The organism is Natronospira sp. (assembly GCF_007134575.1).
Taxonomy (GTDB): Bacteria; Pseudomonadota; Gammaproteobacteria; order Natronospirales; family Natronospiraceae; genus Natronospira; species Natronospira elongata.
This window is the reverse complement of sequence record NZ_SLKM01000051.1, coordinates 1-14,104: the sequence shown is the minus strand read 5'-3', so window position 1 is coordinate 14,104 and position 14,104 is coordinate 1. Positions and strand designations below refer to the sequence as shown.

Genomic DNA, 14,104 nt, shown 5'->3' with positions numbered 1-14,104 from the left:
AGAGGTTCCCTAACACAGAGAATCCGCAGAGGGCTACAGATGTTTTGGCAGACACGAAAAAGCCGGGCACTGGGCCCGGCTTTTTCGCGTTGGCTTGAGCCTGCCGATTACTCGGTGGCTTCCACCTCATCATCCTGGGGTTCGGCGCGGCCCACGAGCTGGACAATGGCCATGGGCGCATTGTCACCGTCGCGGAAACCGCACTTGAGGATGCGGGTATAACCACCGGCCCGTTCCTTGTACTCGGGGCCGATATCATTGAACAGCTTGGTCACCAGCTCACGATCACGCAGCTTGTCGAAGGCGCGGCGACGGCTGGCGACGCTGTCGTTCTTGGCGAGAGTGATCAGCGGCTCCACCACCCGGCGCAATTCCTTGGCCTTGGGCACAGTGGTCCGAATCTGTTCATGACGCAGCAGGGACGCCGCCATGTTACGGAACATGGCCTTGCGGTGGCTGCTGTTACGATTGAGTTTTCTTCCTGCCTTGCGATGACGCATGACTGCTTTCCTGACCTGTTACTGTAATGAGGCCGCGATCACGCGGAGGCCTGTTTCTTTTCCTGGAGACTGGCCGGGGGCCAACCTTCCAGCTTCATGCCGAGGGACAAACCGTGCTGAGCCAGCACGTCCTTGATCTCGGTCAGCGATTTCTTGCCCAGATTGGGCGTCTTCAGCAGCTCTACCTCGGTGCGCTGAACGAGATCACCGATGTAGTGAATGCTTTCGGCCTTGAGGCAGTTGGCGGAACGAACCGTCAGTTCCAGCTCATCAACCGGCCGCAAAAGCACCGGATCAATCTGGCTGTCTTCCTCGGCAGCCGAATCCACACTGTCTTCCAGGTCCACAAACACGGACAGCTGGTCGCTCAGGATAGTGGCCGCCCGACGGATCGCCTCTTCGGGATCAATACCGCCGTTGGTTTCCAGATCGATGATCAGTTTGTCCAGGTCGGTGCGCTGATCCACACGGGCCGCTTCGACGCTGTAACTGACCCGGCGAACAGGACTGTAAGTGGCGTCCACGAGCAGGCGCCCAACCGGGCGACTATCGTCCTCGGCTTCAGCACGCTGGGTGGCCGGCTCGTAGCCCCGGCCCCGACGCGCCTTGATCTTCATGTTCAGCTCACCACTGGCATTGACATGGGCAATGACCAGGTCCGGATTCATGATTTCCAGCTCGTGATCCGTCTGCAGATCACCGGCAGTCACAACACCCTCACCCTTCTGGCTGATGGTGAGTGTCGCTTCTTCGCGGGAATGCATGCGCATTGCGACCTGCTTGAGGTTCAGAAGAATCTCCAGCACATCTTCTTGCACACCTTCCACGGAGCTGTACTCATGAACCACACCGTCGATCTCCGCCTCGGTCACGGCGGCACCCGGCATGGAGGACAGCAGCACACGACGCAGGGCATTACCCAGCGTATGGCCAAAACCCCGCTCCAGGGGTTCGAGCACCACACGAGCCCGTGTGGCACTGATTTCTTTCACGTCGATATGACGTGGCTTCAGGAATTCACCCAAGGATGACATCTTGTCAGACCCCGCAATTACTTGGAGTAAAGCTCGACCACCAGGTTCTCATTGATATCCGGCAGGATATCGCTGCGATCGGGCGCGGATTTGAAGATGCCGGTCATCTTCTTTTCGTCCACTTCGACCCACTGCGGCAGACCGGCTTCCTTGGCCGCTTCCAGGGCGGCCTGAATGCGCAGCTGCTTGCGGGCCTTCTCGCGGACGCTGATTTCGTCGTCAGCTTTGACCTGATAGGACGGCACGTTCACGATTCCGCCATTCACCTGGATGCCCTTGTGGGACACCAGCTGACGCGCTTCAGCGCGGGTGGAAGCAAAGCCCATGCGATAGACAACATTGTCCAGGCGGGTTTCCAGAATAGTGAGCAGGTTCTCACCGGTGGAACCCTTGCGACGGGCGGCTTCCTTGTAGTACTTGCGGAACTGGCGCTCGAGGACGCCGTACATCCGGCGCAGCTTCTGCTTTTCACGCAGCTGCACACCGAAGTCGGACAGGCGTCCACGACGGTTGCCGTGCTGCCCCGGAACGGAGTCGATCTTGCACTTGGACTCCAGGGGACGCACGCCACTCTTCAGGAAAAGGTCAGTGCCTTCCCGGCGCGCCAGCTTACAGGTTGGTCCGATATATCTCGCCATTTGCTCTAACTCTCCGAGGCTGCTTTCTCCGGGCTATCACCCGGCCGCCAATTACTGGTATTCCGCGCGGGTTAGACCCGGCGCTTCTTGGGCGGACGACACCCATTATGGGGAATGGGGGTCACATCCGTGATATTGGTGATCCGGAAACCGGCGTTATTCAGGGAGCGCACGGCGGATTCACGACCCGGGCCTGGGCCCTTGACCCGAACTTCCAGATTCTTGACACCATAGTCCTGAGCGGCTTCGCCGGCACGATCCGCCGCCACCTGGGCAGCAAAAGGCGTGCTCTTACGGGAGCCGCGGAAACCGGAACCACCAGCGGTGGCCCAGGACAGGGCGTTACCCTGGCGGTCCGTGATCATCACGATGGTGTTGTTGAAGGACGCCTGAATATGGGCGATACCGTCAACAACGGTCTTTTTGACCTTCTTTCTGGTACGGGTGCCGGCTTTGGCCATCTCGTTCTACCCTATGTTTGCTCTTTACGATCAGCGAGTGATGGGACGGCGCTTACCCTTACGGGTACGCGCATTGGTCTGGGTCTGCTGCCCGCGCACGGGGAGGCCCCGGCGATGGCGGATGCCACGGTTGCAGCCCAGGTCCATCAAACGCTTGATGTTCATTGCCGTTTCGCGGCGGAGATCGCCTTCAACGACGAATTTGCCAACCAGACCACGGATAGTGTCGATCTCACCCTCGGTGAGATCCCGCACCTTGGTGTCGGGCTTGACCTTCGCCGCTTCGCAGATCTGCTGCGAACGGGTACGCCCAATCCCATAGATGCTGGTGAGTGCAATCACCACATGCTTGTGGGTCGGGATGTTGATACCTGCTATACGGGCCATTCAGCTTAACTCCTGACTCGCCTCGCGCACGGAAACGCGACAATATACCTCAGATCGCCTCGGCGATCAATTATTCGGCCTGCCTCAGCCCTGGCGCTGCTTATGGCGCGGGTCGGTGGTGCAAATCACCCGGACGGTACCGTTCCGGCGGATGATTTTGCAGTTTCGGCAGATCTTCTTGACAGAAGCTCGTACTTTCATTTCTTCAGTCTCCTGCGCTGCCGGAATCCCGGCGGACAACACGCGTTACTTTCGATCAGCGGGGCCGCCCGGCCCGGCCGTAACCCTTCAAATTGGCCTTCTTGAGCAGGCCGTCGTACTGGTGCGACATCATGTGCGCCTGCAATTGGGACATGAAGTCCATGGACACGATCACGATGATCAGCAGGGACGTACCGCCGAAATAGAAGGGCACGTTCCAGTTCATGATCAGGAACTCCGGCAGCAGACAGACGGCAGTGATGTACATCGCACCCCAGAATGTCAGTCGCGAGAGAACCGAATCCACATAATCCGCAGTCTGGCGGCCTGGGCGAATCCCCGGAATGAAGGCGCCGGAACGCTTCAGGTTGTCCGCCGTATCCCGGCTGTTAAATACCAACGCGGTGTAGAAAAAGCAGAAAAAGATGATCATGCCGGCATAAAACAGCGTATAAACCGGCTCGCCAGGCTGAAGCGACTGCACCAACTGCTGCACCCAGCCCGGACCCTGATCCTGGGTCCAGCCAATCAGGGTGGACGGGAACAGGATGATTGACGAGGCGAAAATTGGCGGAATCACCCCGGCCATGTTCAACTTCAGCGGCAGATGACTGGTCTGACCGCCATACATGCGCCGGCCCTGCTGTCGCTTGGCATAGTTCACCGTAATCCGACGCTGACCACGCTCGATGAAGACCACGAAAGCCGTCACACCGAGGGCGAGGAAGAACAGGATGATGGCGAACATGGTTGCCAGCTCACCGGTTCTTACCAATTCCAGTGTGCCACCCAGTGCGGACGGCAGGCCTGCGACAATCCCTGCGAAGATGATCAGCGAGATCCCGTTGCCGATACCGCGCTCGGTGGTCTGCTCACCCAGCCACATCAGGAAGATCGTCCCGGTCACCAGAGTCACCGCACAGACAAAGGTGAACTGGGCCGCGGGGATGATCGATACTCCCTGGTTGGCCAGGGCAATCGACGCACCGATGGACTGGAAAGTCGCCAGTACGACCGTGCCGTAGCGCGTGTACTGGGTGATTTTCCTGCGACCGGACTCGCCTTCCTTCTTCAGCTCATTGAGCTTGGGAATCACCGCGGTCATCAGCTGCATGATAATGGCAGCGGAGATGTACGGCATGATGCCGAGGGCGAAGAGGCTGAAGCGCTCAAGCGCCCCCCCGGAAAACATATTGAACATTTCCAGGATGGTGCCGCGCTGGGCTTCAAACAGCCGGGACATCTCAACAGGATCGATACCGGGAACGGGGATATGTGCCCCAATCCGGAAAACCACCATCATACCCAGCACAAACAGCAGACGCTGCTTGATCTCGGTCGCGCGACCGATGCTGCCGAGATTACCTGGAACCGCGCCGCCGCCAGCCGCCATGACTTACTCCTCGATCTTTCCGCCGGCTTCTTCGATGGCCTTACGGGCCCCCTTGGTGGCCTTCAGGCCCTTGACGTTGAGCTTCTTCCCGCCCAGGTCGCCGCTTGCAATGATCTTCACGCGTTCGATGCGCGAATGAATCAAGCCGGCATCCCGCAGGGCCTTCAGGTCGATAGTCTCAGCGTCCAGGCGCGCCAGATCGTCCAGCCGCACTTCGTCAGTCACTTGAGCCAGCCGGGAGCGGAAGCCGGTCTTGGGCAGACGCCGCTGCAAGGGCATCTGACCACCCTCGAAACCGGGCTTCACGCCACCACCGGAGCGGGCCAATTGGCCCTTGTGACCCTTGCCACTGGTCTTGCCCAGACCAGAGCCGGCGCCACGGCCGAGGCGTTTGCCTTCTGGCCGGCTGCCGCTGACAGGTTTCAGTTCGTTGAGTCGCATAATCAGGCTTCCTCTACCTGGAGCAGATAAGCTACGCGGTTAATCATCCCGCGATTCTCAGGCGTATCCGCTACCGTCACCGTGTGATGCATGCGGCGCAGACCCAGTCCGCGCACGCAGGCCTGGTGGTTCTTCAGCCGGCCGTGGATGCTACGCACCAGCGTAACCTTCAGTGTGTTGTTGCCCTTATCAGCCATCGGTCTCAACCCGTGATTTCTTCGACGGACTTGCCACGCTTGGCTGCCACCCGCTCGGGGGACTCGGCCTGCGTGAGCGCGTTCATGGTTGCCCGCACCACGTTAATGGGATTGCGGGAACCGTAACTCTTGGCCAGCACGTTCTTGACGCCCGCCACTTCACATACGGCACGCATGGCGCCACCGGCAATCACGCCGGTACCGTCGGAGGCCGGCTGCATGAGCACCCGAGTCGCGCCGTGGTTGGCACGCAGGGGATATTGCAGGGTGCCTTCCTTCAGGTGCACCTTCTTCATATCCTTGCGGGCTTTTTCCATGGCCTTCTGAATGGCCAGGGGCACTTCCCGGGCCTTGCCATATCCGAAGCCCACTTTGCCGTTGCCGTCGCCGACCACCGCCAAGGCGGTGAAGCCGAACTTCCGGCCGCCCTTCACAACCTTGGCGACGCGGTTGATGGCAACCAGTTTTTCCTGAAGATCGTCCGTCTGGTTTTGTGCGGGTGCTGCCATGATAGATACCTGTTCAGAAATTCAATCCGCTCTCGCGAGCCGCATCGGCAAGCGCCTTGACCCGACCGTGATACCGGAAACCGGAGCGGTCGAAAGCCACTTCACTGATCCCGGCGGCCTTCGCCTTTTCGGCAATGGCCTTGCCTACCGCGGTGGCGGCTTCCACATTCCCGGTCGATTTCAGGGACTTGCGGAGGTCCGCTTCCACCGTGGAGGCGGATGCCAGCACTTTGTCTCCCTCGGGAGCAATCAGCTGGGCATAAATATGCCGGGGCGTCCGATGGACAGTCAGGCGATGAGCCTTGTGTCCCCGGATATTGGCGCGTGCCTTGCGGGCACGACGAATGCGAGCCGTCTTCTTATCCATTGCTCACCTACCGTTATTTCTTCTTGGCCTCTTTACGGACCACGCGTTCATCCGAGTAACGGACGCCCTTGCCTTTATAAGGCTCCGGCGGGCGGAAGGCGCGGATCTCCGCAGCTACCTGGCCAACCCGTTGCTTGTCCACACCCTTCACAACCACTTCGGTGTTGGAGGGTGTTTCAATGGTAATGCCTTCCGGTACCGGGTAATCCACCGGGTGAGACAGACCAAGGGTCAGACTCAGGGTCTTGCCCTTGGACTGGGCACGATAGCCCACGCCCACCAGCTCGAGCTTCCGCTCAAAGCCTTTGGAGACTCCAGTCACCAGATTATTCAGCAGCGCACGCGTCGTTCCTGCCATGGCCACCTGGCGACGGTCGCCCTCGGTTCGCACGGAAACCTTCAGACTCTTGTCTTCCTGGGCAACATTCACATCCGGATGGAGTGACATACCCAGCTCGCCTTTCGGCCCCTTGAATCCAATGTGGTTACCGTCAAGCTTGACTTCCACACCATCCGGCAGGGCTACCGGAGCATTTGCAATCCTGGACATCGCTAAAACCCTGCGTCAGTTACGAGACGAAACAGATGACTTCGCCGCCGTCGCCAGCTTCCCGGGCCGTGCGGTCACTGACCACACCCTTGGAAGTGGAGACAATGGCTACGCCGAGGCCGCCATCGACCTGGGGCAACTCATCGCGGCCGCGAAAGACACGCAGACCCGGCCGAGACACCCGTTCTAGACGGGCAATCACCGGCTCACCTTCGAAATACCGAAGGGAGACCTCCATGGTCTTCTTGTTGCCCGCTTCTTCATGAATCTTGTAATCGGCGATATAGCCTTCGTCCTTCAGCACGTCGGCAATGGCCGACTTCAGCTTGGACGATGGCATGTTGACATTCGCCTTTCCGGCACGCTGGGCGTTCCGGATGCGAGTCAGCATATCGGCGATGGGATCGGTCATACTCATTGCTTGTTCCTCGCTCCAGGCGCCTTACCAGCTGGACTTGACGAGCCCCGGGATATCACCACGCATGGCGGCCTCCCGCAGCTTGTTACGGCCGAGACCGAATTTACGGTAGTAGCCATTTGGACGCCCGGTAACGCGGCAACGATTACGGATGCGCACGGGGCTGCCATTCCGCGGCAGACTGGCCAGTTTCTCGACCGCCTTTTCGCGATCTTCGTCACTGGTGCTGGGGTCCTTAATGACACGCTTCAGTTCCGCACGCTTGGCGTTGTACTTCGCCACCATGCGAGCCCGCTTGCGCTCACGCTCTACCATCGATTTCTTGGCCATAGTTCAGCCTCTGCCTCAGTTCTTAAACGGGAAGTTGAAAGCCGACAGCAGTGCCTTGCCCTGCTCGTCGTTCTTCGCCGTCGTGGTGATTGTGATATCCATGCCACGAACAGCGTCGACCTTGTCGTACTCAACTTCCGGAAAAATAATCTGTTCCCGGACGCCAAGGCTGTAATTACCCCGACCATCGAACGCCTTCGCGTTCAAGCCACGGAAATCACGGATACGCGGAATCGCGACATTGATCAGGCGATCCAGGAATTCGTACATCCGCTCCCGGCGCAGGGTTACCTTGGCGCCAATGGGCCAGCCGTCACGAATCTTGAAACCCGCCACGGATTTGCGTGACTTGGTGATCAATGCCTTCTGGCCGGTGATCTTCGCGAGATCATCCACGGCGTATTCCAGCACCTTGCGATCACCCACAGCTTCGCCAAGACCCATATTGATCGTGATCTTGGTGATCCGCGGCACTTCCATGGGGTTGTCCAGGCCGAGATCCTTCTGGATCTGCCCCCGAAGCTTCTCGTTGTAAATTTCTTTCAGTCTTGCTGACATCGGGATCACCTTAAACGTCGACCACTTCTTGCGTGGACTTGAAGATCCGCACCTTGCGCCCGTCTTCCAGGGTCTTGAAGCCGATGCGATCACCTTTCTTGGTCACCGGGTTGTACACCATGACATTGGAGATATGGATGGGCATCTCCTTGTCGATGATGCCGCCACCCTGGCCTCGATTGGGATCGGGCTTCTGGTGCTTCTTAGCGACATTCACGCCTTCGACGAGCAGACGCTCATCATCCACCAGGCGGATAACGGTACCCTGACGGCCCTTATCCTTGCCCGCGATGATGATCACGTCGTCGCCTTTTCTGATCCGGTTCATCTTCAATCTCTCCGTTCGCTTACAGCACCTCGGGGGCGAGCGAGACAATACGCATGAACTTGTCAGTGCGCAGCTCGCGGGTCACCGGCCCAAAAATACGGGTGCCGATGGGCTCTAGCCGGGGGTTCAGCAACACCGCAGCGTTACTGTCGAAACGGATCAGGGATCCGTCCGGACGACGAACGCCCTTACGGGTACGCACCACCACGGCGTCGTAAACTTCGCCCTTCTTCACGCGGCCGCGGGGAATTGCTTCCTTGACGCTGACCTTGATCACGTCGCCGATCCGCGCGTAACGGCGCTTGGACCCGCCAAGGACCTTGATGCAGCGCAGGCTTCGCGCCCCGCTGTTGTCCGCGGCATCCAGCAATGTCTGCATCTGGATCATCGTTCTTTCCTCTACTCAGTCGGCCCGGTGGCCGGACCGGCCGGCCAAGCCCTCAATACCTCGGTTCAATCCGAGGCGCGTTCCAAGATCTCGTGCAGCTTCCAGCTCTTGCGCTTGGAAAGCGGCCGACACTCGGCGATGGATACCACGTCGCCTTCACGGCACGTGTTCTCTTCGTCGTGCGCCAGCAGCCGGGTACTGCGACGGATGTACTTGCCGTACAGCGGATGGGCCACGCGACGCTCGATATAGACCGTAATAGTCTTGTCCGCCTTGGCGCTGACCACACGGCCCTGCACAGTACGCGCGGTCTTGTCAGTGTTCTCAGCCATTACTGTTCACCCGCCTTCTGTTCATTAAGCACAGTCTTGATCCGCGCGATGTTCCGGCGGACCTTGCCGACCTGGTCCGGTCGGCTGAGCTGCCCAGTGGCCTGCTGCATGCGCAGGTTGAACTGCTCTCGGCGCAGTTCCAGCAGCTCCTTCTGGAGCTCGTCAGCATTCTTATTTCGCAGATCTGACACGTTCATTTACATCACCTGCCGGGTCACAAAGGTGGTCTGCACAGGCAGCTTGGCAGCGGCAAGGCGGAATGCCTCCCGCGCCAGCTCCTCGCTGACACCTTCCATTTCATACAGGACGCGGCCGGGCTGGATCTGAGCCACCCAGTATTCCACGTTACCTTTACCCTTACCCATACGAACCTCGAGAGGCTTCGCGGTAATGGGCTTGTCCGGAAAAATCCGAATCCAGATCTTACCGCCACGCTTTACGTGCCGGGTGATGGCTCGCCGGGCGGCCTCAATCTGACGCGCGGTGATCCGACCTCGGGTGGTGGCCTTGAGACCGAACTCCCCGAAGTCCACCGTGTTCCCCGCCTGGGCAACACCACGGTTGCGGCCTTTATGTTGCTTCCTGAATTTTGTCCGCTTGGGCTGCAGCATGACAGCGTCTCCTACTTCCGAGCTTTCTCATCGGCCTCAGTCTGGCCGATGGTGCTGGGATCCAGGATTTCGCCCTTGAAGATCCAGACCTTGACACCAATGATGCCGTAGGTGGTCATGGCTTCGGCGAAACCGTAGTCGATATCGGCGCGCATGGTATGAAGGGGCACGCGACCCTCCCGATACCACTCGCTTCGGGCAATCTCGGCACCGTTCAGGCGGCCGGCCACGCGGACCTTGATCCCTTCGGCGCCAAGACGCATGGCGTTGCCCACTGCTCGCTTCATGGCGCGGCGGAACATGATCCGACGCTCCAGCTGCTGAGCAATACTCTCGGCCACCAGGTTGGCATCCAGCTCCGGCTTGCGGATCTCCGCGATGCTCACCTTCACGTCCATGCCGAGCATTTCGGAGAGTTCCTTGCGCAGGGACTCGATATCCTCGCCCTTCTTGCCAATCACAATCCCTGGACGGGCAGTATGAATGGTGATGCGCGCACTCTTGGCCGGACGCTCGATCTGGATGCGACTGACAGAAGCATGAGACAGCTTCTTCTTGATGTAGTCGCGCAGCTTCAGATCGTCCAGTAGGGTATCGGCAAACTCACCGCCCTCGGCATACCACTTTGCCGTCCAGTCCGTGGCGACGCCAAGGCGAAAGCCGGTTGGATGAACTTTATGACCCATTTCAAATCACCTTCAGTCGTCAGCCACGGAAATCGTGATGTGGCTGGTCCGCTTGAGAATCTGGTCCGCACGGCCCTTGGCCCTGGGACGGAAGCGCTTCATCATCGGACCTTCGTCCACGAAGATACGCTCGACCTTGAGCTCGTCCACGTCCGCGCCTTCATTGTTCTCGGCATTGGCAATCGCCGATTCCAGAAGCTTGCGTACGATATGCGAAGCCTTCTTGGGGCTGAACTCCAGAATCTGGAGGGCCTGGGCGACGGGCTTACCCCGCACCTGGTCCGCAACCAGCCGACACTTTTGTGGCGAGATTCTGGCGAACCGGAGTTTTGCATTTACCTGCATGGCTCGCTACCTCTTTACTTCGACTTCTTGTTAGCCGCGTGACCCTTGTAAGTACGGGTCAGGGCAAATTCGCCAAGCTTGTGACCGACCATATTCTCGGAGACCAGCACGGGCATGTGTTGCCGCCCGTTATGGACTGCGATGGTCAGGCCCACCATATCCGGCGTCACCATGGACCGACGGGACCAGGTCTTGATCGGTCGGCGATCGTTGTTGGCCGCAGCGTCACGCACCTTCTTGGCGAGGTGCGGATCGATAAACGGACCCTTACTAATTGACCGTGGCACGTTGCTACCCTCTCGATTCCGTTACTTCTTAACTCGACGGCGACGCACAATCATGTTGTCAGTGCGCTTATTGTGCCGCGTCTTGTATCCCTTGGTGGGCTGACCCCACGGAGATACCGGATGGCGACCGCCGGACGTCCGGCCTTCACCACCACCATGGGGGTGATCCACCGGGTTCATGGCCACACCACGGGTCTTGGGGCGGAAACCGCGCCAGCGCTTGGCGCCGGCCTTGCCCAATTGCCGGAGGCTGTGTTCGCTATTGCCCACCTCGCCGATAGTGGCGCGGCACTCAATATGGACCTTGCGCATTTCACCTGAGCGCAGGCGAATGGTGGCATAGGCACCTTCCCGGGCGAGCAGCTGACAGGCAGCGCCCGCGGAACGGCCCAGCTGGGCACCCTTGCCAGGGCGGAGCTCGATGCAATGCACCGTGCTACCCACCGGAATGTTACGCAGCGGCAAGGCGTTACCGGTCTTGATTGGGGCCCGATCACCGGACACCACCTGATCGCCGGCCTTCAGGCCGCGCGGAGCGATGATGTAGCGACGCTCGCCATCCGCATACAGAACCAGGGCCAGATGGGCGCTGCGGTTCGGGTCATACTCCAGCCGCTCAACCCGGCCGACAATGTCGTCCTTGTTGCGACGGAAGTCCACCACCCGGTAGCGACGCTTATGACCGCCACCACGATGACGCATGGTGGTCCGGCCGGCGCTGTTGCGACCACCGGTGCTGTGCTTCTTCTCAACCAGTGGGCCGTAGGGCTCGCCGCGGTGCAATTGATCATTGCTCACCTGGACGACGAAACGACGGCCGGGAGAAGTCGGTTTTGCTTTCTTCAGTGCCATGACTTCAGATCCCTATCCGATACGGGAACGACCGTTCAGTCGCCACCCATGAAATCAATATCCTGCCCGGGCTTGAGGGAGACGTAGGCCTTTTTCCAGTCCTGACGCTTCCCGTAAGTGAGACCAAAGCGCTTGATCTTGCCCTTTTGGCGAATCATGCGAACCTTGTCCACTTCCACATCGAACAGTTTCTCAACGGCCCGCCGAACCTCGGTCTTGTTGGCGTCCCGACGGACCTTGAACACGACCTGGTTGTGGGCATCGGCGACGTTTGTGCTCTTCTCGGACACATGAGGCCCGAGCAAGACAGTCATAAGACGCTCTTCATTCATGACAGCCACTCCTCGATCTGACGAAGGGCCGGCACGGTAACCAGCACCTTGTCGAAGCCCACCAGGGACACGGGGTCGATGGCGGCGGTATCACGCACATCCACCGCGGGCAGATTGCGAGCGGCCAGATAGAGCGCCTCGGTCACGTCCTCGGTCACGATCAGGACGTTCTCCAGGTCCAACTCCTTCAGCCGCCCGACGAGCGCACGGGTCTTGGGCTCGTCGATCTGAAAATCTTCCATCACAACCAGGCGGCCCTGGCGAACCAGCTCGGAGAGAATGGACCGGATGGCGGCCCGGTACATTTTCTTGTTGACCTTCTGGGTGTAATCCTGGGGCCGCGCGGCGAAAATCTTGCCACCCCCACGCCAGATGGGGCTGCGAATGGAGCCAGCGCGGGCACGGCCAGTGCCCTTCTGCCGCCACGGCTTGCGGCCACCACCACGCACTTCGGCGCGGGTCTTCTGTCCACGAGTGCCAGCGCGGGCAGCGGCGAGATGGGCCACTACCACCTGGTGCACCAGACTCTCATTGAAATCCCGGCCGAAGGTTTCTTTGGAAACCGTCAGCTTGTCCTGGCCGGAGGCTTTTTGTACTTGCAGTTCCATGTGACCTCCTTAGCTGGCCGACTTGATGGCGGGACGGATAAGCACGTCGGAACCCTTGGGACCGGGCACCGCACCCTTGACCAGCAACAGGTTGCGCTCGGCATCCACACGAACCACTTCCAGGTTCTGGGTGGTGCGGCGCACATTCCCCATATGGCCGGACATTTTCTTGCCCTTGAACACGCGGCCGGGGGTCTGGTTCTGACCGATGGAGCCGGGCACTCGATGGGACAGGGAGTTACCGTGGGTCTGGCGCTGACCGCGGAAGTTGTGCCGCTTGATCGTGCCGGCATAACCCTTACCGATGGAGGTGCCACTCACATCCACGGCCTGACCGGCCTCAAAGAGGTCAACGCCGATCTCACCACCGACTTCCAGCTCTTCGCCCTCGCCGTCTTCGAGGCGGAATTCCCAGACACCGCGACCTGCTTCCACACCGGCCTTGGCAAAATGACCGGCCTGGGCCTTGGTCACGCGATTTGGACGGCGGCTGCCGGCGGTCACTTGCAGACCGCGATAGCCGTCCGACTCAAGGGACTTGAGCTGCGTAATACGGTTCGGCTCGACCTCGATCACCGTGACGGGCTTGGAGGCACCGTCTTCGGTGAAAACACGGGTCATGCCGCGTTTCCGCCCTACTACACCAATAGCCATCTTTCCTATCCTCGTTCACCACGCCGATTTCGATTGACCGGCGCTGCTCGAAACCTGGCCTGAAACAGGCCCCGGGGGCGTTTCAGGCTCCCGGAAACGCAGACCCGGCACAGGCTTGCCCCTGCACCGGGCCAAAAGAGCCCGCTATCTTACCACCAAGCGGGCCCAGAGTAAAAGCCCTGATTTTGCCGATGAGCGGCTAAATCAGTTGAGCTGGATCTGCACGTCCACGCCTGCGGCCAGGTCCAGGCGCATCAGGGCGTCCACGGTCTTGTCCGTGGGGTCCACGATGTCCATCAGCCGCTTGTGAGTCCGGATCTCATACTGGTCCCGCGCGTCCTTGTTGACGTGGGGGGAGATCAGGATGGTGTGCTTTTCCTTGCGAGTCGGCAGCGGGATGGGCCCCTTGACCTGGGCACCGGTGCGCTTCGCCGTCTCGACAATCTCCTGAGCGGAACGGTCGATCAAACGATGATCGAAGCCCTTCAGCCGGATTCGGATATTCTGATTCGCCATGTTCTCTAATCCCTTCGGGATGTCAGATCCGGGGCCGGCAGGGCCGGCCCCGATTCCGGACTTACTCGATAATCTTGGACACCACGCCGGCGCCCACGGTGCGACCGCCTTCGCGAATGGCGAAGCGCAGGCCGTCTTCCATGGCGATCGGCGCAATCAGCGACACCGTCATCTTCACGTT

At 59.8% G+C, this 14,104-nt stretch carries 28 protein-coding genes and 1 pseudogene; all 29 read right to left on the bottom strand.

The genetic code is table 11. The features are described 5' to 3' along the window. Positions 1-107: 107 nt before the first annotated feature. Positions 108-500 carry a 50S ribosomal protein L17 gene (rplQ, locus tag ACJWXQ_RS02070; protein WP_346050798.1) on the bottom strand — a complete coding sequence of 131 codons (393 nt, stop codon included), beginning with the start codon at positions 498-500 and terminating at the stop codon, positions 108-110. A gap of 38 nt (positions 501-538) precedes the next feature. Continuing rightward, positions 539-1,534, bottom strand: a complete 996-nt coding sequence (locus ACJWXQ_RS02065) for a DNA-directed RNA polymerase subunit alpha (RefSeq protein ID WP_346050799.1) — start codon at positions 1,532-1,534, stop codon at positions 539-541. Positions 1,535-1,551: 17 nt separating this feature from the next. Continuing rightward, a complete protein-coding gene (rpsD, locus tag ACJWXQ_RS02060; protein WP_346050800.1) occupies positions 1,552-2,172 on the bottom strand; it encodes a 30S ribosomal protein S4 in 621 nt (206 codons plus the stop codon). Between the two features lie 71 nt (positions 2,173-2,243). Then, complete coding sequence (gene rpsK / locus ACJWXQ_RS02055) at positions 2,244-2,633, bottom strand: 30S ribosomal protein S11 (protein WP_346050801.1); 390 nt, start codon at positions 2,631-2,633, stop codon at positions 2,244-2,246. 30 nt (positions 2,634-2,663) lie between these two features. Beyond that, complete coding sequence (gene rpsM / locus ACJWXQ_RS02050) at positions 2,664-3,020, bottom strand: 30S ribosomal protein S13 (protein ID WP_346050802.1); 357 nt, start codon at positions 3,018-3,020, stop codon at positions 2,664-2,666. Positions 3,021-3,104: 84 nt separating this feature from the next. Further along, the gene (rpmJ, locus tag ACJWXQ_RS02045; RefSeq protein ID WP_306729018.1) at positions 3,105-3,221 is read right to left on the bottom strand and encodes a 50S ribosomal protein L36; all 117 of its coding nucleotides are present in this window, start codon (positions 3,219-3,221) and stop codon (positions 3,105-3,107) included. 55 nt (positions 3,222-3,276) lie between these two features. Then, entirely contained in the window at positions 3,277-4,614 is a 1,338-nt protein-coding gene (secY, locus tag ACJWXQ_RS02040) for a preprotein translocase subunit SecY (protein WP_346050803.1), read from the bottom strand. A 3-nt stretch (positions 4,615-4,617) separates the two neighbouring features. Further along, on the bottom strand, positions 4,618-5,055 hold the full coding sequence (gene rplO / locus ACJWXQ_RS02035) for a 50S ribosomal protein L15 (RefSeq protein WP_346050804.1): 438 nt from the start codon (positions 5,053-5,055) through the stop codon (positions 4,618-4,620). 2 nt (positions 5,056-5,057) lie between these two features. Beyond that, positions 5,058-5,252 (bottom strand): 50S ribosomal protein L30, encoded by a 195-nt coding sequence (gene rpmD, locus ACJWXQ_RS02030; RefSeq protein WP_346050805.1) that lies wholly within the window; start codon positions 5,250-5,252, stop codon positions 5,058-5,060. A gap of 5 nt (positions 5,253-5,257) precedes the next feature. Continuing rightward, the gene (rpsE, locus tag ACJWXQ_RS02025) at positions 5,258-5,761 is read right to left on the bottom strand and encodes a 30S ribosomal protein S5 (RefSeq protein ID WP_346050806.1); all 504 of its coding nucleotides are present in this window, start codon (positions 5,759-5,761) and stop codon (positions 5,258-5,260) included. Between the two features lie 13 nt (positions 5,762-5,774). Further along, positions 5,775-6,128, bottom strand: a complete 354-nt coding sequence (gene rplR / locus ACJWXQ_RS02020; RefSeq protein ID WP_346050807.1) for a 50S ribosomal protein L18 — start codon at positions 6,126-6,128, stop codon at positions 5,775-5,777. Positions 6,129-6,141: 13 nt separating this feature from the next. Then, a complete protein-coding gene (gene rplF / locus ACJWXQ_RS02015; RefSeq protein WP_406672040.1) occupies positions 6,142-6,678 on the bottom strand; it encodes a 50S ribosomal protein L6 in 537 nt (178 codons plus the stop codon). Between the two features lie 19 nt (positions 6,679-6,697). Next, entirely contained in the window at positions 6,698-7,096 is a 399-nt protein-coding gene (gene rpsH, locus ACJWXQ_RS02010; protein ID WP_346050809.1) for a 30S ribosomal protein S8, read from the bottom strand. Positions 7,097-7,120: 24 nt separating this feature from the next. Continuing rightward, entirely contained in the window at positions 7,121-7,426 is a 306-nt protein-coding gene (gene rpsN / locus ACJWXQ_RS02005) for a 30S ribosomal protein S14 (protein WP_346050810.1), read from the bottom strand. Positions 7,427-7,441: 15 nt separating this feature from the next. After that, on the bottom strand, positions 7,442-7,984 hold the full coding sequence (gene rplE / locus ACJWXQ_RS02000; protein WP_346050811.1) for a 50S ribosomal protein L5: 543 nt from the start codon (positions 7,982-7,984) through the stop codon (positions 7,442-7,444). Between the two features lie 10 nt (positions 7,985-7,994). After that, complete coding sequence (rplX, locus tag ACJWXQ_RS01995) at positions 7,995-8,312, bottom strand: 50S ribosomal protein L24 (RefSeq protein ID WP_346050812.1); 318 nt, start codon at positions 8,310-8,312, stop codon at positions 7,995-7,997. A 19-nt stretch (positions 8,313-8,331) separates the two neighbouring features. Beyond that, positions 8,332-8,700, bottom strand: a complete 369-nt coding sequence (gene rplN, locus ACJWXQ_RS01990; protein WP_346050813.1) for a 50S ribosomal protein L14 — start codon at positions 8,698-8,700, stop codon at positions 8,332-8,334. A gap of 65 nt (positions 8,701-8,765) precedes the next feature. Then, positions 8,766-9,032 (bottom strand): 30S ribosomal protein S17, encoded by a 267-nt coding sequence (rpsQ, locus tag ACJWXQ_RS01985; protein ID WP_346050814.1) that lies wholly within the window; start codon positions 9,030-9,032, stop codon positions 8,766-8,768. Continuing rightward, positions 9,032-9,229 (bottom strand): 50S ribosomal protein L29, encoded by a 198-nt coding sequence (gene rpmC / locus ACJWXQ_RS01980; protein ID WP_346050815.1) that lies wholly within the window; start codon positions 9,227-9,229, stop codon positions 9,032-9,034. The genes rpsQ and rpmC overlap by 1 nt, the downstream gene beginning before the upstream one ends. Beyond that, entirely contained in the window at positions 9,230-9,643 is a 414-nt protein-coding gene (gene rplP, locus ACJWXQ_RS01975; protein WP_346050816.1) for a 50S ribosomal protein L16, read from the bottom strand. An 11-nt stretch (positions 9,644-9,654) separates the two neighbouring features. Beyond that, the gene (gene rpsC, locus ACJWXQ_RS01970) at positions 9,655-10,329 is read right to left on the bottom strand and encodes a 30S ribosomal protein S3 (RefSeq protein ID WP_346050817.1); all 675 of its coding nucleotides are present in this window, start codon (positions 10,327-10,329) and stop codon (positions 9,655-9,657) included. A gap of 12 nt (positions 10,330-10,341) precedes the next feature. Further along, complete coding sequence (gene rplV, locus ACJWXQ_RS01965; protein ID WP_346050818.1) at positions 10,342-10,674, bottom strand: 50S ribosomal protein L22; 333 nt, start codon at positions 10,672-10,674, stop codon at positions 10,342-10,344. Between the two features lie 14 nt (positions 10,675-10,688). Then, on the bottom strand, positions 10,689-10,961 hold the full coding sequence (gene rpsS, locus ACJWXQ_RS01960) for a 30S ribosomal protein S19 (protein WP_346050819.1): 273 nt from the start codon (positions 10,959-10,961) through the stop codon (positions 10,689-10,691). 21 nt (positions 10,962-10,982) lie between these two features. Next, complete coding sequence (gene rplB / locus ACJWXQ_RS01955; protein WP_346050820.1) at positions 10,983-11,813, bottom strand: 50S ribosomal protein L2; 831 nt, start codon at positions 11,811-11,813, stop codon at positions 10,983-10,985. A gap of 35 nt (positions 11,814-11,848) precedes the next feature. Beyond that, the gene (rplW, locus tag ACJWXQ_RS01950) at positions 11,849-12,145 is read right to left on the bottom strand and encodes a 50S ribosomal protein L23 (protein WP_346050821.1); all 297 of its coding nucleotides are present in this window, start codon (positions 12,143-12,145) and stop codon (positions 11,849-11,851) included. After that, positions 12,142-12,753: a 50S ribosomal protein L4 gene (gene rplD, locus ACJWXQ_RS01945; protein WP_406672039.1), complete on the bottom strand. Its 612-nt coding sequence runs from the start codon at positions 12,751-12,753 to the stop codon at positions 12,142-12,144. Before rplD ends, rplW begins: the two co-directional genes overlap by 4 nt. 9 nt (positions 12,754-12,762) lie before the next feature. Further along, positions 12,763-13,407, bottom strand: a complete 645-nt coding sequence (gene rplC, locus ACJWXQ_RS01940; protein WP_346050823.1) for a 50S ribosomal protein L3 — start codon at positions 13,405-13,407, stop codon at positions 12,763-12,765. 204 nt (positions 13,408-13,611) lie between these two features. After that, complete coding sequence (gene rpsJ, locus ACJWXQ_RS01935) at positions 13,612-13,923, bottom strand: 30S ribosomal protein S10 (RefSeq protein ID WP_346050824.1); 312 nt, start codon at positions 13,921-13,923, stop codon at positions 13,612-13,614. A gap of 61 nt (positions 13,924-13,984) precedes the next feature. Next, positions 13,985-14,104 (bottom strand): annotated as a pseudogene (locus tag ACJWXQ_RS01930) (elongation factor Tu); the annotation flags it as partial.